The following is a 21447-nucleotide window of genomic DNA, read 5'->3' as shown; positions in this document are numbered from 1 at the left end:
GCGGTTAACGGATTACGGCAACCCTAGTTGCCGGCGGCGCTTTCGGGGCAGTTGCCCGACCTGGTTGCTGGCGCCTGCCGGCTGCCATAGCTCGCAGGATCTGGGCTGGGTCTAGCCAGCGACCGCCATGGCGCATGCCCCAATGCAGGTGTGGACCAGTAGTGCGGCCGCTCATGCCCACATGGCCGATTAGTTGCCCCGTGCGTACGCCCTGGCCCTGGCGCAGCAGCACCTGACCACTGCTGTAGGTGCCGCCTGAAACCCGGCCGGACAAATGGCAGTAGATGTGCTCGTAATCGCCCGAACGAATCACCAGCCCCAAGCCGCAGCCTCCGTCGTTGATCACGTCCTGCACTGAGCCAGCCCACCAGTTGCGGATCGGCGATCCCATGGGCGCCGCGATATCAAGGCCGTAATGGGGCTCAACCCGACCCCAGGGGCCGGTGCGGGTACCGAAATGGCTGGTGTAGGCCAGGAAGCTGGTGACGGGAAAAACCCCCATCTGCCAGCGACTCTGGGCCAGCCCCGCAGAGCTGGACAGCAGCAGGCAGGCGCTGCCGCTGAACACGACCGCCGCCGCGGTCAGTCCGGCCCGCATTAGACGGCTCTGCATTAGAGGGCGCTCAGAGCAGGCCCAGCGCATGCAGGGGTCCCTTTCCACTGAGTAGCTCCAGCAGGAAAGCGGAAAATCCCACCATCGCCAAGCGCCCATTCCAAACTTCAGAGCTGTTGTTCCAGCCCCAGGCCCATTTGTCCTGGGGGTAGAGCTTCACCTTGCTGGGCAATTCGGCGGCCTGGTCGAGGTTCACCTCGGGCCCAGCCATGGCCTGCTGCACCAGATCGGCCAAGCCGTTGATGAAGGCCGGGGTGGTGTCTAGGGCTGGCACACGCCGGAAATTGATGATGCCTGCCTCGGTCGCTATCTCCCGGTATTCGATATCGATCTCCTCGAGGGTCTCAATGTGCTCGCTGACGAAACTGATCGGCACCACCACCAAATCCTTGATGCCAGCGGCGCCGAGATCCTGCAGGGCATCATCTGTGTAAGGCCTAAGCCACTCCACCGGACCTACCCGGCTCTGGTAGGCGAGCGTGAAGGGATTGGCGAAGCCCAGATCACTATCAAGTCGCTCCATGATCAGCTGGGCGCAGGCTTCGATCTCTTTTTGGTAGGGGTCGCCCGCCTCCTCCACATAGCTCTTAGGCACCCCATGGGCACTAAAAAACACATGGGCTTTTGAGGGCTCGGGGCAAGCCTGGATTTCGCGGGCAATCAGGCCGGCCATGGCACCCACGTAGCCGGGGTCGTCGTAGTAGCTGCGAATGCAGCGGATCGGCAGCCGGGAAAAGCAACTGTCGGCCTGGCGCAATCGTTGCAGCTCGCGGAAACTCGAACCGCTGGTGCTGATCGAGAAGTGGGGATAGAGGGGCAGCACTACCACCTCCTCAACCCCGTCGGCCTTGATGTCGGCCACAGCCGACTCGGTGAAGGGATGCCAGTAGCGCATCGCCACATAGCTGGTGGCTTCGATGCCGCGAGTGCGCAGTTCGCTCTGCAGTTCGCGGGCCTGTTGCTCGGTGATACGCCGCAGCGGTGAACCACCACCGATGGAGCGGTACGCCTCCTGGGACTTGCCAGCTCGCAGGGTACTAATCAACCAGGCCAACGGTTTTTGTAGGGCTGGATTGGGCAACCGAATGATTTCCGGATCGGAAAACAGGTTGTAAAGAAACGGCCCAACGTCCTGGATACGCTCGGGTCCACCGAGGTTCAGCAGCAGCACGCCAACTTTGGCCATGCCCTCGTTCCACGCGGCTCAGAGGATGAGAGCGTAACGCTGCCGCTCCTCCCCTAGCGACCAAGGCGCAGGATCGATAACGTCAAGTTGTGTGCTGGAACATCAGCCTCTGTGCTGGGCCCATGGCAAAAGCAGCGGTGGAGCTGGATCTGGCTAGGGCAGATGCCAGCTCAGCAGTTTCCACTGAAGCCTTGGCCAACTTGCAGATCGGCCTCGCCCAGGCAAACCAAGCCCTAGCCCAAGCCGGAGTCTCCTTGCGCATAGAGCTGCGCGGTCAAAGGTTGGGCCTGCGCGGACCCCTTCCCTGTCGCCGGGGCTCGGGCCGCCACCCGGTGCAGCGCATCAGTCTCGGGCTGCCTGCCGATACTGCTGGTCTTGAGCTGGCTAGGGAGCGGCTTAAAGAGGTGTTGCGTCAGCTGCAGCAAGGGCGCTTCGCATGGAGTGCCTGGGGGGTTCAACAAGCTCAGCCACCTTCAACTTCAACTTCACCTTCACCCTCAACTTCATGGTTGCCGGCAGCTACTCAGCCCGCCGCGGGCGATTTGCTGGGGTTGGCAGCTTTTGAAGCAGCGTTTTTTGCCGATCCGCGCCGCCGCCGCAACCCTGCTGGTTGTCGCACCACCTGGAGCAGCGCCTACCTGCCCTACCTGCGGCGCCTGGCGGCCGTTGCGGCCGAGAGCGACCTGCCCTTGGGTCTGCCCCTACTTGAAATGGCGCTAGAGAGCTATGCCGCCAGCAGTCGCAGCCGCCAGCAGTGCGGCACCGCCCTGGCCGCCCTGGCTCGCCACTTTGAGCTCGACCTGCCCGATAACTGGAGTGAGAGGGCTGCTGGTTATGGCCTACATGCGGCCCAGTTCCGGCGGCTTCCGGGTGATCCTCAGATTTTGTTGTGGGCCGAGCAGATCCCCAATCCGGCCTGGCGCCTGGCCTACGGCTTGATGGCCACCTACGGCTTGCGCAATCACGAGGTGTTCTTTTGTGATCTTTCGGCCCTTGCCCCTGGTGGTGACCGGGTGATTCGGGTGCTGCCCACCTCCAAGACCGGTGAACATCAGGTGTGGCCGTTCCAGCCCGATTGGGTGGAGCATTTCGGCTTGGAGCAGCTGGGGGGTTCCCAGCCGCCCCTGCCAGAGGTGGCAACCGACCTGCGCCAGACGACCCTGCAGCAGGTGGGCCGCCGGGTGGCTGAGCAGTTTCGCCGCTACGAGTTGCCGATCACCCCCTACGACCTGCGCCATGCCTGGGCGGTGCGAACCATTCATATCGGCCTACCGGACACGGTCGCGGCCCGGATGATGGGCCACTCGGTGGCTATTCATACCCGCACCTATCACCACTGGATCACCCGGCGCGACCAGCAGCAGGCGGTGGATGCGGCCCTGGCCCGTCACCGCCACAGTGGTGTCACCGCTTTGCTAACTCCATGAATCAGCACTCCAGCGACCAAGCCTCAAGCCTTGATGAGGCAGCGGCGGAGCTGGGTCCCGGCGGTGATCTGGCGCCAGAAGCTGATCAGGACGGCTATCGCCGCCGCATGGCCCGTCGCAAGGAGGTGCAGCAACAACGGGTTGGTGAGCGCAACTTGGAAAAGGGCCTGGTGCTCGTGTTCACCGGCGATGGCAAGGGCAAAACCACGGCGGCCCTTGGCCTGGCGCTGCGCACCCTGGGTCATGGCGACCAGGTGGCGGTGGTGCAGTTCATCAAAGGGGGCTGGCAGCCCGGGGAGGCAAAAGCCCTGGAGCTGTTTGGGGAGGCACTGCACTGGCACGCCCTGGGCGAAGGCTTCACCTGGGAAACCCAAGACCGGGATCGTGATCGGCAGCTGGTGCAGCAGGCCTGGGAGCAGTCGTTGGCCTACCTCGCGGATGCCAGTCGCAAGCTGGTAGTGCTCGACGAGGTAAACGTCGCCCTCAAGCTGGGTTACCTGGGGATTGAACAGGTGCTTGCCGGACTGGACCTGCGGCCGGAACTCACTCACGTTGCCCTGACGGGCCGGGGCGCGCCGCCGCAGCTGCTGGAGCGGGCCGACCTGGTGACCGAAATGAAGCTGGTGCGGCACCCCTTCAGGGAGCAAGGGGTCAAGGCTCAACGGGGGATTGAGTTCTGAACCTGGCCGCGGCGGCAGGTTAATTCGCAAGGCCGTTGCTACGCTCCGGCAGATCAGGGGTATCAATGGGCTTCAAGCGCGTTCTCCTCAAGCTCAGCGGCGAAGCGCTGATGGGTGAGCAGGGCTATGGCATCGATCCTGAGATCGTGCAGTCGATTGCTTCCGATGTGGCTGCCTGCGTTGCCGGTGGCACCCAGTTGGCGATCGTGGTGGGCGGGGGCAACATCTTCCGCGGCCTGAAGGGATCGGCCGCTGGCATGGATCGGGCCACCGCCGACTATGTCGGCATGCTGGCCACGGTGATGAATGCCATCACCCTTCAGGACGGCCTGGAGCGGGCCGGTGTGCCAACCCGGGTGCAGAGCGCCATCTCGATGCAGGAGGTGGCCGAGCCCTACATCCGCCGTAAGGCGATCCGCCACATGGAAAAGGGCCGGGTGGTGATCTTCGCTGCTGGCACCGGCAATCCCTTTTTCACCACCGACACCACCGCCGCCCTACGGGCTGCTGAAATCGGCGCCGATGTGGTGTTCAAGGCCACCAAAGTGGATGGGGTCTACAACAAAGACCCCAATAAGCACGCCGATGCGGTGCGCTTCGAGAGTCTCTCCTTCCTGGAGGTGCTCAGCTCCGAGCTGGAGGTGATGGACGGCACCGCCATTGCCCTCTGCAAGGACAACTCCATCCCAATCGTGGTGTTTGACCTGTTCGGCCCTGGCAACATCGGCCGAGCCGTGGCCGGAGACCCGATTGGTACCCGTATTCACCCCTGACGCCAGCCATGGATTTGGAAGCCAGCATGCGCAAGTCGTTGGAATCGACCCAACGCACCTTCAACACCATCCGTACCGGTCGAGCCAACCCCTCCCTGCTCGACAAGATTTCCGTGGAGTATTACGGCGCTGAAACGCCGCTGAAATCCCTCGCCACCATCTCCACCCCCGATTCCCAAACGATTCAGATCCAGCCCTTTGATGGCGGTTCGATGGGCCTGATCGAAAAGGCCATTTCCATGAGTGACCTGGGTCTCACCTGCAACAACGACGGCAAGGTGATCAGGATCAACATCCCACCCCTCACTGAAGAGCGCCGTAAGGATTTCTGCAAGCTGGCTGCCAAATACGCCGAGGAGGGCAAGGTTGCCCTGCGCAACGTGCGCCGTGACGCCATCGACAGGGTAAAGAAGCAGGAAAAAGACGGCGATCTCTCCGAAGATCAGAGCCGCGACGAACAGGAGAAGGTGCAGAAGCTCACCGATAAATTCATCGCTGAGCTTGAGAAGCTTCTGGTTACTAAGGAAGCTGACATCCTCAAGGTGTGACCAGCTCGCCGGCTGGCGTGGCTGATGTGGCGGTGGTCGGCGCTGGTGCGGCTGGCGCTGCTGCTGCCTTCCACCTAGCCGCTGGCGGTTTAGAGGTGCTGCTGCTAGAGCGAGCCAGCTTCCCCCGATCCAAGCCCTGCGGCGGTGGCATGGCGGCCTCGATGCAGGGGCTATTTCCCTTCGATCTCAGCCCTGCCGTTGATTCGGTGATTGACCAGGTGCGCTTCACCTGGTGCCTGGGCGACCCGGTTACGGCGGTCCTGCCCGGTGATTCGCCCTTCTGGATCGTGCGCCGCTCCGTGCTCGATGCTTATTTGGTGGAGCAGGCCCAGACCGCTGGAGCTACTTTTCTGACTGGGGTAGCGGTGGAAAGCCTGCAGCGGGCAGGCGATTGCTGGCAGCTTCAGGCCCGCGGGCCGGAGGGGAAAGCGCTGCAGCTAAAGGCCCGGTCCGTGGTCATCGCCGATGGCTCAGGCTCCCTGTTGGCGGCTCGCCATGGCCTTGGTCCAAGCCAGCCCCGCTACGCCGAAACAGTGTCGGTGGAGGTGGATTGCGAGGTGAGCGACCCGAGCACGGCCCGCTTTGAATTTGGCCTGGTGCGCCACGGTTTTTGCTGGACCTTCCCCCGCAAGGGTGGCTACAGCATTGGCGTGGGCACCTTCATTGGCCGAGACCCCGCTAATGCCGAGGCGGTGCTAAGCCAGCTGCTGCCCAGCCTCGGCCTGCCGCCGCATGCAGGCGTTCGCCAGCCTGGTCGCCTTCGCATCTGGGATGGCCACCACCCCCTGCATGGCCAGGGTGCCAATGACGGGTTGGTGGTGGTGGGCGATGCCGCCTCCCTCTGCGACCCCTTCCTGGCCGAAGGGCTACGGCCTGCCCTTATCAGCGGCTGCCGGGCCGCCGAAGCTCTGATTCCCTGGCTAGCCGGTGATAGTCAGGCCCTAGTGGGCTACACCAATCGGATGCGGGCTGAGTGGGGCGCCTCGATGGGCTGGGGCAAGCGCATCGCCCAGGTGTTCTACCGGGTGCCGCGGGTTGGCTATCAACTCGGCATAAAGCGGCCTACTGCTCCCCAGCGGATAGCCCAGATCCTTTCCGGCGAGATGGGATATGGCGATATTGCCCAGCGTGTGATCCGGAGACTGCTGTTTCAGCGCAATTGAAGGTCGGGTCAGATCTTGGTGCAGTCCTTGAGTTGTCGCAGCCGCTGGTCGATTGATCCGAGCAGCTCAATCGCAAACATCGGCGATTCCTGCACGGCAAACAAAAACTTTTCCCTGTTCATCACCAGCACCTTGCAGGCGGTTAGGGCTTTGGCATTGCCGTAGCGGCGGTGATCACTCGTCACCAGTGCGCCTGCCCCGAATACATCGCCGGCGTTGATCTGTTCGTGGCCTTGGTCGCCGTTCCAGCTGAGCTGGACCGATCCTTCAAGTAAGCCAAACATGCAGTCGCCGGCATCTCCAGAGCTAAAAATCAGCTCTCCGGGCTCAAGCTTGACAACCTCACCGTTGCTGGCCAAGGCGCGCATGGTGTCGAGGGCGTTCACTAGGCCAACATTCTGTACTTAATGGCCAGTGTGGCCCACCTCGGTTAAGCCAGTCCCCACAAGGGCAGCAGCGCCTTCGAGTTCGGCAAGGCGCTGGGCTAGCTGGGCCTCGAGGGTTTCGATGGCCTTGCAGAAACCACGGATGCCCTCATCGAGTTTCTCGGTGGCCATTGGATCGGCGGCCAGCATCTGACGGAAACTATCTTCGTCGAGGTGGATCTGGGCGTCGGTGGGGGCGGGGTCGAAGGAGTTGAGCTTGCGCTCTAGCTCGCCATCGGTGTGGCGCAGCTGATCAAGCAGCGCCGGCGAAATCGTCAGAAGGTCGCAACCGGCCAGTTCAATGATCTCTTCAATGTTGCGGAAGCTGGCCCCCATCACCTCCGTTTTGTAGTCGTAGGTCTTGAAGTAGTTGAAGATTTGGGTTACGGAGATCACACCGGGATCTTCTGGACCTGGATAGCCGTCACGGCCGCTGCTCTTTTTGTACCAATCGAGGATCCTCCCCACGAATGGAGAGATCAGGGTGACGCCGGCCTCCGCGCAGGCGACGGCCTGGGCAAACCCGAAGAGGAGTGTGAGGTTGCAGTGGATACCTTCCCGTTCCAGTTGTTCAGCTGCGCGGATACCTTCCCAGGTGGAGGCCACCTTGATCAGTACCCGGTCGTTGCTGATGCCGGCTTGGTTGTAGAGGCCTATTAGTTTGCGGGCCTTGGTGATCGTTGCCTCGGTGTCGTAACTGAGGCGGGCGTCAACTTCAGTGGAAACACGCCCCGGCACGATCTTGAGGATCTCCTTTCCGAAGGTGATGCAAATTTCATCGAGGGCTTCGCGAACCACCGCATCGGCGCCGGCATCGGCACCCATCACCTGGCGCGACTCCTGCAAGGAGAGGTCGATCAGATTCTGGTAGGTGGGGATCTGGGCTGCCGCCAGGATCAGCGAGGGGTTGGTGGTCGCGTCGCGGGGCGTGAACTGCTTGATCGCGTCGATGTCACCGGTGTCGGCCACCACCACGGTCATGGCGGCGAGTTGATCGAGCAGGTTGGCCATTGGCTGGAAGAGGGGGGCTGATGGAGGAGCATCGACCCGGTGTGCAATCACGCTAGCCAGTGTTTTCGGGTTATCCCAGCGGCGATGCCCTTCCTTCAGGGAACGGCCACAGGCGCTTAGGCGCGGGGCTTGGCGACTGCTTTCTGCAGCTCCTTCGGGTGGGAAGGGGGAATCCGCTCCAGCACCAGCAGGGCATCGATGATCTGGCGAGCTACTGGCGCTGCCACCGTGGAACCGAAGGTATTGCCTCCCTTGGGCTCATCCACCACCACCAGCACCACATAGCGGGGATCGTCGATGGGCAGGTGGCCCACAAAGCTGGTGATCAGGGCCCCAGGGATGTAGACGCCACGTTCAGCCTTCTGGGCGGTGCCGGTCTTGCCGCCGATGCGGTAACCGGGAATCTTCATACCCAGGCCGCTGCTGTTGTCCACCACCGATTCCATCCAGGCCATCACCGTGCGGGTGACGCCTGGATCAAGCAACTGGAGACCACTGCCTTCGGGTGTGCTGGCTAGGGCATCGCCGGAGCGCAGTCCGCGGGTGATGTGCGGACTCACCAGACGGCCGCCGTTGGCAAGCATGGCGTGCAGTTGCAGCAACTTCAGCGGGGTGAGGGAAAACCCCTGGCCAAAGGCGGCAACAGCAGATTCGATCGCCTGGCCGGTGAAGTCCTTGCGCGACTTGAGCTCGCCTGCCACCGCCCCTGGTAGGTCGGTGTCGGGGGTTTCGTCAATCCCCATCGTTCGCAGCCAGTGCCAGAAGCGATCTCGCTTCACCTGGGCCATGGCCTTCACCATGCCGACGTTGCTCGACACCTGCAAAACGGTGGGAAAATCGATTAAGCCGTGAGCCCGTTTGTCGTGGTTGAAGATCGGCCAACCGCCGATGCTGAGCTGGCCGGTGTCGGCAACGCGACCATTGGCATCAATGGCTTTTTCCTGCAGTGCCACCGCCAGGTTGATCGGCTTGAAGGTGGAGCCAGGTTCGTAGAGGTCCTGCACAGACCATTCGCGGAACAGCCCGGGATTAAAGGTCCAGAACTTATTGGGGTCGTAGGTGGGTGTGGAAGCCAGGGCCAGCATTTCGCCATTGCGCACGTCCATTACCAGTGCCGCGCCGCGCTTGGCGTTCCACTTCTTCACCTGCTTTGCCAGGGCCTGAAGGGCTACCTGTTGCAAACGGGAGTCAAGGGTGAGCTGTAGGCGCAGGTCGTCGCCGTAGAGGGAGCCGGCCGTTAGGCCGGCTGGTAAGGGGGTGCCATCAGCGCCGCGGCGCATCTGCACGGCAGTCTCCTGGCGCTTGAGATCACTGTCGCGGCTTTGCTCCAGGCCAGCCTGGGGAACGCGTTCCAGGTTGAGAAAACCCACCACGTTGGCGAAAAGGGAGCCCTGGGGATAGATGCGGTGTGGATAGGCCTCCAGATCAAGACCACTAATGCCCAGTTGCCTTACCCGTTCTGCCGTTTCAGGGTCGAGGTCGGTGCGCAGCTTCACGCCGCTGGGCCGGCCGGCCATGGTTTGCAGTAGGGCTGGCTTGGGCTGGGCGAGTACGGCCGCCAATTTTCCGGCCACCTCATCTGCCGTGCGGATCTTCTGGGGGTCGTCGCCTGGGAAATTGAAATAACGGGGATGGGCCCAGAGCGTGAAGCGCTGCTCATCGAGAGCCACTAGACGGCCGTTGCGATCAACGATCGTGCGCCGCTTGCCAATGGGCTTGGTGGTTTGGGTCTGGATGGCATGGGCCCGGGTCTGCAGGTTGGTGGCATCCACCACCTGGAGCCAGGCCAGCCGACCCGCCAGGCCAACTAAACCGGCACAGAGCAAGCCGTAAACAGCGAACAGGCGTCCAGCGGGCACTGGTTGGATGGCTACCACCCGTTGCTGGGAGCTGCGAGGAGCCCGAACCGGACCGCGCTGACGGCTGCTGTTCATTAAATTATTGCCATCAGTAGCCAGTCCTGATCTGGCGCAGGGGCAAGTTGCTTAGCAGTGGCAAGCCGGGTTCAGCTGAGGCCACGCTCGGGGCCGGCAGGTAAATGAGTTTTTCGCTGCTGGTGGGTACCAGCCAGCCAGGTCGCTTCACGGCGCCGAGGTGGTGCTGTTCCAGCAGGGCAGCTGATTCCTGCAGCTTGTGCTCCAGCACCTGGGACGACTCCATCTGCTGATAGCTAACACCCCATTGGTTTTGCCAGTGCAGGGTTAGGGCACTGAGGGCAAGCATGCAGATTCCCAGACCAGCAAGTGTGCCATCGGTGGCCCGGTGCAGGTTGGAGATCCAAGGTGCGCGGCGTTCAAGTTTGCGGCCGGAGAGCGAACCCTGGATCAGCTTGAGCGTGCGTTTCTGCAGCTTGCTACTTGGATTAGCCCCTGCAGTCACGCTGCGCTCTGGAGCCTGCCGGGGCGAAAGGGAGGCAACCAAGGGAAGGGGCAAAGCACTGCGCGATTGAACCATCCTTGGCGCCAGGCAGCAATAGCTGGCAGACGCTTAGCCAGCAAGTAACAACAAATTGGCAAAGGTGAGGCCATTCCAGAGGCTGTGCATCAGCACACTGGGCCCGAGCCGTCCGCTCTGGAGCCGGAGCCAGCCCAGCCCTAGCCCCAAAACGAATAAAGGTGGCAGTTCTCCCAGGCTGAGGTGGGCGATACCAAAAAGCAGGGCGCTCACCACCACCGCAGCAGGCCCCCCCCAGCGCTGGGCCAGCACAGGCAGCAGCACCCCCCGGAAAAGGGTTTCTTCAAATAGGGGTGCCAGCACCAGGGCAGTGATGGCGAAACAGAGCAGTGCAAGGGGATTGGCGCTGTTGAGTACGAGCTCAAGCAGGGGATTGCTGCCACCGGGATCGCCAACCAAACGCTCCAACAGCCATCCCACCAGGGCTACCAGCGGCAACACCAGCAACACCTGCAGCAAAGCTCGGCTCAGCGCACTGGCCAGCGGCCGCCAGTGCCACTGCAACCAGCCCCCCTGGGGCCCGGGTCCGTGGGGTCGCAGCTGGCTCCACAACAAAACAAGTGGCGCTGCCATCAAGCCGCTGTAGAGGCCCAACACCAGCAATCCCTGTTGCAGGGCAGGCTGGCTGGACAACGGTTTGAGCAGCCCCTGCAGCAGCGGCGCCAGCACAAGGGGCATCACCAGCTCGCCCAGCACCACGAACCCGCCAGCGATCAGCAGGGTCACCTCCGCCAGGGTGAGTGGTGGCCCTACCAGGGGGGCGAGCGGGGCTGCCTTGCCGCGCCAGCGCAGCCACAGCTCGCGCAGCAGCAGGGCTGAGCCCAGCAGTAGCAGCAGCACCGGAAGTACGGCGGTTCCGAGTAGGCGCAGCACTGCTACCTGCTGGGCGGCGCGATCTCCACAAGCAACTTGGGGATCGCTTAGGGCTTGGCACACCAGTTGGCTGCTTAGGGGAGACAGGCCCCAGCCCTTAAGTAGTTGGTCCTGTGCCGCTTGCTCTGGGTCGCGGCTGGCGGCTCTGGATGGTGGTTCGACCAAGGCCTTGAGCAGCAGGCGCTGCTCAGGTGGCACCTGGTGGTTTAGCTCTTGTAACCGCTGGCGTGCCGCACTTCCCTGGCCGGCCTGAAGCTCCAGTAGGGCCAGTTGCAGCTCTTGCTGCGGTGCTGGCGGCACGGGATTGCCATCCAACTGTTTCTGCAGATCAAGGCGCAGGGCCTCGAGGGGGTTGGCGCCGGTGAGGGCTTGGCGCAGGCCAGCCGGCAGTGCTGGTGCTGCCAAGGCGGTCAGCTCCAGTTGGCGCAGCTCCAGGGAATTGCCCACAGATGGGCGTTGCAGGCTGTCCACCAGGCCAGTGATCCAAAGCAGGCCACTGAGCACCAGGCTCAGCAGGGCAAGTCCAGTGGTCCATCCAGCGTTCTGGCGGGGTTGCGGGGGGGGACTGGCGTTCAAACGCAGGGCCTCCAGGGCGCACCGGTGTCGGGATTCTGGCCCGCACCACTCCCATACGATGGGATCTAAGCAGCGACGAGCCCGTGCCCCTTCGGATTGTGCTGGTGCGCCATGGGCTGAGCAGCTTCAATGTGGAGCATCGGATCCAGGGCCGCGACGACCTGTCGAGCCTGACGGCAACTGGCCAGAGCCAGGCCTGTGCCACAGGAGCGGCCCTGCGTGATTTGACCTGCGCCGCTGCCTACTGCTCCCCTTTGCGGCGGGCCGCTGAAACCGCCCGTCTGCTCCTAGCCGAGCAGGGCCAGGACCTGGTTGCCGAACAGGCGGAAGGGCTGCTGGAAATTGATCTGGCCCCCTGGAGCGGTCTGCTGCGAGAGGAGTTGCGGGAGCGCTACCCCGAGCAGGAGCAGCAATGGCGCCAGGCCCCTGAGTTGCTTGAGCTGCAGCGCCCTGATGGCAGCTCTTACCTGCCTTTGCAGGAGCTGATGGCCCAGGCCCAGCAGTTCCGCCATTTTCTGTTTGATCGTCATGCCGCCGCGCTAGCTGACGATCAGGCCCCTCCCCAGACCGTGCTCGTGGTGGCCCATAACGCCATCTTGCGTTGCCTATTACTAGCCCTGCTGGAGCTGCCCCTCAGCGGCTTCCGCCGGCTGCGGGTCGATAACTGTTCCATCTCTGTGCTCAATGTCAGCAAGGGCGGCGTCCAGGTGGAGTCGCTCAATGGGGTGGCCCACCTTGGGGAGCCCCTGCCCCCTAAAGCTTCAGGCGCCCGACTGCTGTTGGTGCGTCACGGCGAAACCGACTGGAACCGAGAGGGTCGCTTTCAGGGCCAGATCGACATTCCCCTCAATGCCAACGGACGCTCCCAGGCCGAGGCCGCTGGCAGCTTTCTCGCACCGGTGAGCATCGATCGCGCTTACACCAGCTGCATGGCCAGGCCGCGCCAGACGGCCGAGGCAATCCTCTCTAGCCATCCTGGTGTGCCCCTCACCAGCAGCACTGGCCTGGTGGAGATCGGCCACGGCCTCTGGGAGGGCCGCTTGGAGCAGGAGATTGCCGCCGGTTGGCCCGAGCTGCTGGCCGATTGGAAGCGGGCACCCCACACCGTGCAGATGCCTGAGGGGGAGACTCTCCAGGAGGTATGGGACCGCTCCTTAACGACCTGGGCTCGCATCGCTGCCAGCCTCCGAGCCGATGAAACGGCCCTGGTGGTAGCCCACGACGCGGTCAACAAGACCATCCTGTGCGGGCTGCTGGGCCTGCAACCCGCTGACATCTGGGCCATCAAGCAGGGCAATGGCGGTGTCACGGTGATCGATTACCCCGAGGGTCCAGCTGGCCGTCCTGTGGTGGCCGCCATGAACCTCACCACCCATCTTGGGGGCGTGTTGGATCGCACCGCCGCCGGTGCCCTCTGAGTTTTGATGCTCCCCCTCTGGCTTCACCAGGTTCAGCTGCTCACCGGTCCTGGTCAGCCGATCACTAGAGCAGATGCCCTGATCGATAGGGGTGGCGAGCTGCTCCTCTGGGGCGAAGGCGCTAGCCAGCGGGCCCAGGCCCTTGGCCTTAGCCCCACCGACGCCCATACCTGGCTACTGGCCCCAGTGCTGGTTGACCCCCACAGCGTGCTGGAGCAACCTTGCGGCGGGCGAGCGGAAGATCTGGCCAGCTTGGCGGCCGCCGCTGCTGCTGGCGGCTACGGCACCGTGGCCCTGCTGCCCTGGGCTACTCCCTGGCGTGATCGACCGGAGCGGCTTGGTTTGGAGTGGGCCGAGCCGATGCAATTACTGCTTTGGGGCAGTTTCAGCCTGGATGGTGCCGATCAGGAGCTGGCCCCCCATGCCGATCAAATCGCTGCCGGTGCCATTGGTTTGGCCTGCGCTGAACAGCAGCCACCGTTGGCTTTGCTGGAGCGGGGCCTGCTGCTGGGGGAGATGGGCAGCCGGCCCGTGCTGGTGGCCCCGCGTGATGCCGGCCTTAGCTGCGGTGGCTTCGTGCGCGAGGGGGTTGATGCTCTGAGGGCGGGCTGGCCCCATGATCCGGAGCTCAGCGAAACCCTGCCGCTGCAGAGCCTGCTCAGCCTTGCTCAGGCTCGTTCGACTGTGGCTATGCGGCTGATGAACCTATCCACAGCCGCTGGGGTGGATCTATTGGCCCAGGCCCCCACTCGGCCCCTGGCCAGCGTCAGCTGGTGGCACCTGCTTGCTGATAGCGGCAATCTCCACCCCACCGAGGAGGGCTGGCGGCTGCGGCCCAGCTTGGGAACTCCCGCTGATCGACTGGGCTTGCTCGCTGGCCTAGAGCAGCGGCTACTTACCGCCGTGGCCGTGCACCATCTGCCGCTTGATGCGGAAGAACAACTGCTCCCCCTGGATCAGCGGCGGGCCGGAGTGGCCGGCCATGGCGCCCGCCATGGGCTTGTGCTGCCGCTGTTGTGGCAAGAGCTGGTGCGGCGCCGCGGCTGGAGCGTGGAGCTGCTCTGGCAGGCCCTGAGCTGGGGAGGCTCCGAGTTGCTGGGGCTGCCCCCCGAGCAATTAAGCCAGGGAACTCGCCGCTGGCTCCTGTTTGACCCCCAGCACCCCTGGAGCTGGGAGCGGGGTGAGTCCTTGTCGATGGCAGCCAACCAGCCTCGCTTGGGCCAGTCGGTATGCGGTGCCGTGCGGGCTACCGGGCTGCAGCCGGCAGATCACTGGAGCTTGTAACTCCAAGGGCACCGGTTTGGTTGAAGGGGTAAAAGCGCCAGAAGGCCCGACCGATGATTTCGCTTTCGGGCAGGAACGCTCCCCCAGGCCAGAAGCGGCCATCCCAGCTATTGGCCCGGTTGTCGCCCAGGGTGAGCACGTGGCCAGCTGGAACGACGGCATTCAAGGTTCGGCATGGACCCATGCCCTGGCTATCTACGGGGCAATCGCCTTGGACGTAGGGCTCGGCCAGCCGCTGGCCATCGATGAATACGTGTCCCCTTGGATCCACCACAACCCTCTCACCGGGCAGGGCTACAACCCTCTTGATGTAGGCATCGCAGGCAGGGTTGGCAACCCCTGGCAAGCTGCCCAGGAGCGGCAGATTCACCAGCAGGCAACGCAGGGGATTGGAGCTTGATCCAGCTGCCAGCACCGGGTCAAAGCGGTGGGGAGAATGGAATACCACAATCTCGCCGCGCCGCGGCGAGCGCTGGCGATAGCTCAGCTTTTCCACCAATAGGCGGTCCTGAAGCTGCAGCCCTGGCAGCATCGAACCCGAGGGGATGTAGCGGGCTTCCACCAGAAACTGGCGAATACCTAGAGCCACAGCCAAGGTGATCAAGACGCTGCGCCAGAAGGCCCAGGGGCTCTCTTGGGGTGCCTGTTCGGGCTGGATCAGGGAGGGGCTGGGACTGCCGCCCTCCTCATTGACAACCTGACCACTCTCTGGACTGTTGGAAGGGCTCAAGACAGCAGATCTCCTTTGTTCAGGTTCACCGAACCAGACAGGGCAGATTAGGCACAACAACCACCCCGCCAAAGCCCATGGCGTCCCCTCGCTGGCAAGATCGCACCAAGTCGGCAGCGGCTGAGCCTGTAGGCCGCTGGATGCTGGGTTGGGACCGCTTTGTGGCGGTGTGGGCCAGCGTCAACCTGCTGTGGGTGGCGTTCGACATCACCTACGTGCCGCTGCGCACCTTCTGGCTGCAGCGCAACCTCTACCCGATCCCCTCGGTGCCCCTAGTGGTGCCCCTCACCGTGATCCCGGATGTCACCCCCCTGGTGGATCCGATCAAGGGGATTGAGCCCCACCGGGAGACCCAGGCCTACCTGGAGCAATTTCGCCAACTCGATGCGGCCCTGCTAACCCTGCCGGCCGGCCAGGCACCGCAGCCCCGCCAGGTGCTCCTGCTGAATCGTCAGGCCCAACTCACGGCCCAGCTGATCGATAGCAATCCCTTTCTGGCGTCTGAGGCCTCGGGAACCCTGGAGAAAATCAAAAATCGCTTGCGGCAGCGGGCAGACCGGGATTCCGCTCGACAGGCCGCCAGCCTGTTGCTGAGTCCAGAGCGGATCCGAACCAGCGGCTGGAGCCAGGAGCGGCGCTTCTGGAACGACCAGGTGCTGCCGCTGGTGGCCACCAACTACTGGCGATCGATCGATGAAAACGGCAGACCCACAGACCACTTCTGGCGCATCGACCTGCTGCTTTTTCAGAGCGTCTTTGTTTTAGACATCTTGTTGCGGCTGATCCGGCTGCGGCGCCGGCTGCCTGGCCTCAGCTGGGGTGATGCCCTGTTGCGCCGTTGGAGCGACCTGCCCCTGCTGCTGCCCTTCTGGCGCTGGCTGCGGCTGGTACCGGTGCTTGAGCGCCTGCAGACCTCCGGCTTGGTCAATTTTGAGCCGCTGCGGGCCGTGGTGAGCCGGGGGGTAGTAGCACTGCTGGCGGTGGAGCTGTTTGAAGTGCTGTCGCTGCAGATCCTCGATGGCACCCAGGGCTTGATTCGCTCGCGGCGCTGGCCCCAGCGGCTGCGAGCCCTGCGCAGCCATCAGAGCGTGGCCAGCAGCAGCGACGAGCGGGCGCTGGTGGAGCTGGTGAGGATCTGGGCGCCGCTGCTGCTGAGCCGGGTGGCACCGAAGCTCGCGCCGGAGCTGCAAGGTTTGCTGGGATACAGCCTGCGTCAAAGTCTGGAGCGCACCGTGGTGCCAGCACCGCTGCGCCAGTTGCAGCCGCTGCTCCAGGTCGAGACCGGCATCAGTCGCCAACTAGCGAGCGGCATGGTCGACAGCCTCCTTGAGCTTTCCCGCAGCACTGGCAACCAGCTTTCCCGCCGCGATGACGTGCAGCTCGATTTATTGCAGCGGTTCATCGACCGGTTCTGGGAGGAGCTGGCCGCGGCACTCGAGAGCGGCTCGGCCCTGGAGCGCTCCCAGGAGCTGCTGTGCACCTTGATAGACGGCGCCAAGGGCACCTATCTCAGCCAGATCAACAGGGCCGGAATCGAAGCCCTAATCCAGGAGCTCGACCAGTTGATGACCGCCCCTGGCCCCGCTAGCCCAGAAGATCCAGCCACTCCGGCTCCTTGAAGCCGGTGAGGATGCGTCCGTCGTTTGCGACCAGAAAAGGCCGCTTGATCAATTTGCCGTCCGCGGCCAGCGCTGCTAGAGCGGCCTGATCGTCCATGGCCTGCACCGCGGCGGCTCCCAAGGCCCGATAGCTCTGCCCGCTGGTATTGAACAGGCGCTGCCTGCCAAGCTGGGCAAAGGCCTGCTCAAGTTCGGCGAGGCTGGGCGGCTGCTCGGTGATGTCCAGCGTTTCGGCAGCTAGGTGACGGGCTGTCAGCCAGGCGATTGCCTTGAGGCAGGTACTGCAGCGGGGATAGCTGTAGAGCTTCATCCGGAGCTACGGATTGGGGTACCGGCCGCTTATTTGATGCCGATTAGGGACTTGAGGGCGCCCACCAGGCTGTTTGAACCCTGGCCAACGGCGTTGGTCGGTTTGGTGCGCACGGTGACATCGCCGTTGACGCTGGTGCGGCAGCTGAGGCGGAAATTGGCTGGGCGATCAGAGAGGTAAACCTCCTCGACATCGCTGCGGGGGGAAAGGTTTTGCATGCCCTCGATCACCTCCATAACGCAGGTGCCGCACTGGCCTATGCCACCGCAGTTGTTGACGTTGTTGAGACCTTTGTAAGGGTTGATACCCGCATCCAGGGCGGCCTTGCGGAGATTGGCACCTTCGATGCAACCGACCGTCTGGCCTTCCTGTTCAAAACGGATGGTGGGCACGGTCGGGCTGGGGGAATGGGCGCCGCCCAACTTAGGTCACGCCCGTCCCAATGCCTAGCATCGGAACCTTCGCGAGCGAGCTGTGTCAACGCCCCTCGGTTATGACCTGCCTCTTGGTTATGACCTGCCTCTTGGTTATGACCTGATAGTCCAGCAGCTGATTCCGGGATACGCCAGCCTGGCTCGCTTGGCGGTTGCTTTGCTGGCTGCCTCGCCTCGGGCCAGCAGCTCTGGCGCAGCTGTGTTGGTGGCGGGCTGCGGCACCGGAGCAGAGCTGGTGGAGGCAAGGGCTCAGCGCCCGGACTGGCAGCTCACCGCAATCGATCCATCCGCTGAGATGCTCGACGCTTCCCAACAGCGACTGGGTGTCGAGTCGATCAGCTGGCGTCAAACCACGGTCGAGGACCTCAACGCCGACGGATGTTTTGCTGGCGCCCTTTCCGTGCTGGTGTTGCAGTCCTTGCCAGACGATGGCAGCAAGCTTGCATTCCTTACGGCCCTTGCCCGCAGCCTTGAGCCTGGTGGCCAACTCGTGCTGATTGATTTGATGGCGCCGGAGCGATCAACCCTGCAAAGCCAGGTGGAGGCAGCCTGGATGGGTTTCCAACGGGCTAGTGGCCTCAACGCTGATCCTGACGATCTCGCTCCTCTTACCCAAGGCCTCCACCCGATTGGCGAAGCGCGGCTAACGGCTCTCGTCAACGCGGCTGGCTTTGGAGATCCGGCCAGGATTTTTCAGGCTCTCGGCTATGAGGGCTTTCTGCTGCAGCGCCGCCCCTGAGCTCTCGAAGCTCGGGGCCGAATAGCTGAAGGGTCTTCCAGCTACAACCATGGCTAGCGGCACCACCGCCGTGGCCAGGGCGATCAGGCTTCCCAGCAGGCCTGAAAGGGCTTGGGGGCCCGTACTGAATGGATCTTCACCCTGCTCATCAAGATCGCGCTCTGGCGCGGTCGCTTCGGCTAGATGGGGGATGGAAGAGGGTTGGGAATCTCGGGGAACAGAATCCATAGCAATGGGAAAGGGCGCATAAGGCACCGATTCCACTCAGAAAATCAAAGGGACTTCTTCAATTCTGGCACTGTGGCTCAGAAATTGGGGATTGAACAACTATTGACTTGTGCAACTAGCAAGACTGAACCGTGCAACTTGCAAGACCGGTCAACTAGTAAGGCCAATGTTTTAGGCGGCAGGGCGGGAGCCTTGATCGTGTTGATCACGGCGGGCACTCAGGTCTGTAGGGCGACCATCGAGATGGTCTAGGCGCAATCGGATGGATCGCAACTCTTCGAGGATCGAACCCAACAATTGTTGGGTGGCAGTGGAGGGTGAGTTGAGTACCTCAACCGTTACTTCCTTGATCCGCAGCACGTCGCGGGCAAAACGGGCTACCTCGTTGGGATGGAACATCAGCGGATCCTTTTGATCGCTGCGGTATTCCGGATTCAACTTGCGCGGGTTGAAAGGCGGATTGAGGTTGCGGGGATCAGTATTTGTATAGCGGTATACAGACGCCCGAGAACGGTTGAGAGCCCTTTGGACCTCATCAATACCGATTAGGCCTTCAGCGATCTCGGCGGATCCAGCATCTGCGGGTTCGGCCTGGACAACAAGTCCAGCAGGTAGCCCGATTGCCCCCAATCCATTTGCAGAACTGGGCTGGGGTGGCATGAGACGGCTTTTGGACTAACGGGATCAGATCGAGACCATAGCAGGGGTTTTGCAGGTAATCAGCAGCGGTGGTCACCCCCATACCGGCTCCCCTGGCTGGGTGTCGGTGATAGGTTCCGCCCTCATCGAAAGCTCCTGCCATGCGCGTCTCCCGCCTGATGCTGGTGACGCTCCGCGACGATCCGTCGGAGGCTGAGATTCCCTCTCACAAGCTGCTGCTTCGCGCCGGCTACATCCGCCGGGTTGCCTCGGGCATCTACGCCTATCTCCCCTTGATGTGGCGGGTGCTCCAGAAGGTTTCCCGGGTGGTGCGTGAGGAGATGGACGGCACCGGAGCCCTCGAAACCCTGTTGCCCCAACTTCAGCCGGCGGAGTTGTGGCAGCGCAGCGGCCGTTGGGCCGGCTACACCGCAGGGGAGGGAATCATGTTCCACCTGGAGGATCGCCAGGGGCGTGAGTTGGGGCTGGGGCCTACCCATGAGGAGGTGATCACATATCTGGCCACCGATCTGTTGCGTTCTTATAGGCAGTTGCCCGTCAATTTATATCAGATACAGAGCAAATTTCGCGATGAAATTCGTCCCCGCTTCGGCTTAATGCGCGGTCGCGAATTCATCATGAAAGATGCTTACTCCTTCCATGCCAATGAGGAGTCCTTGCGGCAAACCTACGCCGCTATGGATGGCGCCTACAGACGCATCTTTGCCCGTTGTGGTTTGCGAGCTGTCGCGGTGGAGGCAGACAGCGGGGCGATTGGTGGCTCGGCCAGCCAGGAATTCATGGTTACGGCTGAGGCCGGTGAGGATTTGATTCTGGCTAGTTCCGATGGGGCCTACGCCGCCAACCAGGAGCGGGCTGTTTCGTTAGCCGCTGACCCAATTTCCCTACCGGGTGGACCGCGGGCTGGAGGTGAGGGTGAACCATTTGCCACCCCTGGACAAAGCAGCATCGAAGATCTCTGCGCCGGCCATGGCATTGAGCCCTGTCAGACCGTGAAGGTGTTGATGTTGCTAGCCCGTTTTGAAGATGAAAGCGCCCAGCCCCTGCTGGTGAGCATGCGGGGCGATCAACAACTCAACGAAGTCAAGCTGGCCAATGCAGTCACGGCCCGCTGCTCAGCGGAGCATGGAGCGCTATTGGACATTTCCCCAATTACTAAGGAGGCCGCGGCCAGCGAAGGGCTGCTGCCCTTGCCCTTTGGCTTTATGGGTCCCCACTTAGCCGATGGGCTGCTGAGCAATTCCGGTCACTGGACCAAGCACTTCTTGCGACTAGCTGACAGAACAGCGGCTGAGCTCAGTTCCTTTGTGTGTGGTGCCAACAGCACCGATATCCACCTATTAGGCGCGGCTTGGGGCTCCCTCTGCCCCTGCCCTGAGAGCCTTGATCTGCGGGCCGCCCAACCAGGTGATCGCTGCCAACACGACCCCTCCCAGCAGCTCCAGGCCAGTCGGGGCATTGAGGTGGGACACATTTTCCAGCTGGGCCGCAAGTATTCAGAGGCCCTTGAGGCCCGTTTCACCAATGAGGCTGGCTCGGAAGAAGCCCTGTGGATGGGCTGTTACGGCATCGGTGTCTCCCGGTTGGCCCAGGCGGCTGTTGAGCAACATCACGATGGCAATGGCATCTGCTGGCCCGTATCGATTGCGCCCTTCGAAGTGATCGTGGTGGCGGCCAATTGGGCCGAAGCCGAGCAGAGCGGCTTGGCTGAGCAGCTCTATCTGCGTCTCCAGGAAGCAGGTGTAGATGTATTGCTGGATGACCGCAGCGAGCGGGCTGGGGTGAAGTTTAAGGATGCCGATCTGATTGGTATTCCCTGGCGGGTAGTGGTGGGTCGCGGAGCGGCTGATGGTCTGGTGGAGTTGGTGGAGCGCTCCAGCTGCAGCAAGCGCGATCTGCCGGCCATTGAGCTGCTTGAGACCCTGGTGCCCTGCTTGGCAAGCCAGCGCATGGGCCTGCCTGCGTAAAGGCCCCCTGAGGCGGCTTCTAGGATGGGGGGATTCGCGTTTCTCCCATGGCCGCTGTGCTTCCCTCCTTCCGCCAGCGGCTGAAGCAGCTTTTTTCACGCTTGGCCGTAGCCCTGGTGCTCTGCCTCAGCCTTGCTCTAACAGCCTGTAGCTCTGCAAATACTGGTCTTTCTGGTAACTACATCGAGGACACGGTGGCGGTGGCCGACAGCCTGCTGAGCACCATCGCCTTAGGGGCTGACGATCCTGCTCGCGCTGAGGCCGAGATCGAAGCTCGCAGCCTGAGCAATGGCTACGTGGCCCGCTACCGCCCCCGCAGCTCGGTGAAC

The 21447-nt window shown here is 62.9% G+C and carries 21 protein-coding genes and 1 pseudogene; 11 read left to right on the top strand and 11 right to left on the bottom strand.

Features of this window, described 5'->3' with window-relative positions; translation table 11 throughout:
* Positions 1–4: 4 nt before the first annotated feature.
* On the bottom strand, positions 5–613 hold the full coding sequence (locus tag KBY99_RS03180) for a M23 family metallopeptidase (RefSeq protein ID WP_254997320.1): 609 nt from the start codon (positions 611–613) through the stop codon (positions 5–7).
* A 10-nt stretch (positions 614–623) separates the two neighbouring features.
* Entirely contained in the window at positions 624–1799 is a 1176-nt protein-coding gene (gene hemH, locus KBY99_RS03175; RefSeq protein ID WP_254997319.1) for a ferrochelatase, read from the bottom strand.
* Between the two features lie 122 nt (positions 1800–1921).
* On the opposite strand from hemH, the gene KBY99_RS03170 reads away from it, so the two are divergent.
* The 5 genes from KBY99_RS03170 to KBY99_RS03150 all read left to right on the top strand — a co-directional run bounded on the left by KBY99_RS03170 (position 1922) and on the right by KBY99_RS03150 (position 6390).
* Positions 1922–3226 carry a site-specific integrase gene (locus KBY99_RS03170; protein ID WP_254997318.1) on the top strand — a complete coding sequence of 435 codons (1305 nt, stop codon included), beginning with the start codon at positions 1922–1924 and terminating at the stop codon, positions 3224–3226.
* A complete protein-coding gene (gene cobO, locus KBY99_RS03165; RefSeq protein ID WP_254997316.1) occupies positions 3223–3906 on the top strand; it encodes a cob(I)yrinic acid a,c-diamide adenosyltransferase in 684 nt (227 codons plus the stop codon). Before KBY99_RS03170 ends, cobO begins: the two co-directional genes overlap by 4 nt.
* A gap of 65 nt (positions 3907–3971) precedes the next feature.
* Positions 3972–4679 carry a UMP kinase gene (pyrH, locus tag KBY99_RS03160; RefSeq protein ID WP_106502448.1) on the top strand — a complete coding sequence of 236 codons (708 nt, stop codon included), beginning with the start codon at positions 3972–3974 and terminating at the stop codon, positions 4677–4679.
* A gap of 8 nt (positions 4680–4687) precedes the next feature.
* Complete coding sequence (gene frr, locus KBY99_RS03155; RefSeq protein WP_254937042.1) at positions 4688–5227, top strand: ribosome recycling factor; 540 nt, start codon at positions 4688–4690, stop codon at positions 5225–5227.
* Positions 5224–6390, top strand: a complete 1167-nt coding sequence (locus KBY99_RS03150) for an NAD(P)/FAD-dependent oxidoreductase (protein WP_254997315.1) — start codon at positions 5224–5226, stop codon at positions 6388–6390. The genes frr and KBY99_RS03150 overlap by 4 nt, the downstream gene beginning before the upstream one ends.
* A gap of 8 nt (positions 6391–6398) precedes the next feature.
* Here KBY99_RS03150 and KBY99_RS03145 read toward each other — a convergent pair whose 3' ends face one another.
* The 5 genes and pseudogenes from KBY99_RS03145 to KBY99_RS03125 form a co-directional block, all read right to left on the bottom strand.
* Complete coding sequence (locus tag KBY99_RS03145) at positions 6399–6776, bottom strand: Crp/Fnr family transcriptional regulator (RefSeq protein WP_254941153.1); 378 nt, start codon at positions 6774–6776, stop codon at positions 6399–6401.
* A gap of 63 nt (positions 6777–6839) precedes the next feature.
* A pseudogene (locus tag KBY99_RS03140) lies at positions 6840–7826 on the bottom strand (transaldolase); the annotation flags it as partial.
* 116 nt (positions 7827–7942) lie between these two features.
* Positions 7943–9760 (bottom strand): peptidoglycan D,D-transpeptidase FtsI family protein, encoded by a 1818-nt coding sequence (locus KBY99_RS03135; RefSeq protein WP_254997314.1) that lies wholly within the window; start codon positions 9758–9760, stop codon positions 7943–7945.
* Positions 9761–9773: 13 nt separating this feature from the next.
* The gene (locus KBY99_RS03130) at positions 9774–10247 is read right to left on the bottom strand and encodes a hypothetical protein (protein ID WP_254997311.1); all 474 of its coding nucleotides are present in this window, start codon (positions 10245–10247) and stop codon (positions 9774–9776) included.
* Positions 10248–10313: 66 nt separating this feature from the next.
* Positions 10314–11729: a CPBP family intramembrane glutamic endopeptidase gene (locus KBY99_RS03125; RefSeq protein ID WP_254997310.1), complete on the bottom strand. Its 1416-nt coding sequence runs from the start codon at positions 11727–11729 to the stop codon at positions 10314–10316.
* A gap of 83 nt (positions 11730–11812) precedes the next feature.
* Between KBY99_RS03125 and KBY99_RS03120 the strand changes: the two genes are divergently transcribed.
* Together KBY99_RS03120 and KBY99_RS03115 are read left to right on the top strand one after the other, a co-directional pair.
* Positions 11813–13147, top strand: coding sequence for a histidine phosphatase family protein (locus KBY99_RS03120; RefSeq protein ID WP_254997308.1), 1335 nt, complete (start codon positions 11813–11815; stop codon positions 13145–13147).
* Between the two features lie 6 nt (positions 13148–13153).
* Positions 13154–14431 carry a dihydroorotase gene (locus KBY99_RS03115; protein ID WP_254997306.1) on the top strand — a complete coding sequence of 426 codons (1278 nt, stop codon included), beginning with the start codon at positions 13154–13156 and terminating at the stop codon, positions 14429–14431.
* Here KBY99_RS03115 and lepB read toward each other — a convergent pair.
* On the bottom strand, positions 14394–15161 hold the full coding sequence (lepB, locus tag KBY99_RS03110; protein WP_409996523.1) for a signal peptidase I: 768 nt from the start codon (positions 15159–15161) through the stop codon (positions 14394–14396). The two genes, KBY99_RS03115 and lepB, sit on opposite strands and share 38 nt — an antisense overlap.
* 77 nt (positions 15162–15238) lie before the next feature.
* Here lepB and KBY99_RS03105 point away from each other — a divergent pair, with 77 nt between their 5' ends.
* Positions 15239–16780 carry a hypothetical protein gene (locus KBY99_RS03105; RefSeq protein ID WP_254997304.1) on the top strand — a complete coding sequence of 514 codons (1542 nt, stop codon included), beginning with the start codon at positions 15239–15241 and terminating at the stop codon, positions 16778–16780.
* On the opposite strand, the gene KBY99_RS03100 is transcribed toward KBY99_RS03105, so the two are convergent.
* Positions 16746–17090, bottom strand: a complete 345-nt coding sequence (locus KBY99_RS03100) for a Spx/MgsR family RNA polymerase-binding regulatory protein (RefSeq protein ID WP_254997302.1) — start codon at positions 17088–17090, stop codon at positions 16746–16748. The genes KBY99_RS03105 and KBY99_RS03100 overlap by 35 nt on opposite strands.
* A gap of 29 nt (positions 17091–17119) precedes the next feature.
* Positions 17120–17482 carry a 2Fe-2S iron-sulfur cluster-binding protein gene (locus tag KBY99_RS03095; RefSeq protein WP_106502554.1) on the bottom strand — a complete coding sequence of 121 codons (363 nt, stop codon included), beginning with the start codon at positions 17480–17482 and terminating at the stop codon, positions 17120–17122.
* Positions 17483–17564: 82 nt separating this feature from the next.
* Between KBY99_RS03095 and KBY99_RS03090 the strand changes: the two genes are divergently transcribed.
* On the top strand, positions 17565–18263 hold the full coding sequence (locus KBY99_RS03090) for a class I SAM-dependent methyltransferase (RefSeq protein WP_254997301.1): 699 nt from the start codon (positions 17565–17567) through the stop codon (positions 18261–18263).
* A gap of 399 nt (positions 18264–18662) precedes the next feature.
* On the opposite strand, the gene KBY99_RS03085 is transcribed toward KBY99_RS03090, so the two are convergent.
* Complete coding sequence (locus tag KBY99_RS03085; protein WP_241518203.1) at positions 18663–19151, bottom strand: hypothetical protein; 489 nt, start codon at positions 19149–19151, stop codon at positions 18663–18665.
* A gap of 140 nt (positions 19152–19291) precedes the next feature.
* Between KBY99_RS03085 and KBY99_RS03080 the strand changes: the two genes are divergently transcribed.
* Together KBY99_RS03080 and KBY99_RS03075 are read left to right on the top strand one after the other, a co-directional pair.
* A complete protein-coding gene (locus KBY99_RS03080; protein ID WP_254997299.1) occupies positions 19292–21118 on the top strand; it encodes a proline--tRNA ligase in 1827 nt (608 codons plus the stop codon).
* 47 nt (positions 21119–21165) lie between these two features.
* Positions 21166–21447: photosystem II protein Psb27 (locus KBY99_RS03075; protein WP_254997297.1), on the top strand; the 282-nt coding region annotated here is incomplete at its 3' end.

Source organism: Cyanobium sp. Maggiore-St4-Cus (genome assembly GCF_024345615.1).
Lineage (GTDB): Bacteria > Cyanobacteriota > Cyanobacteriia > PCC-6307 > Cyanobiaceae > Cyanobium_A > Cyanobium_A usitatum.
This window is presented reverse-complemented; position numbering and strand designations above follow the sequence as displayed.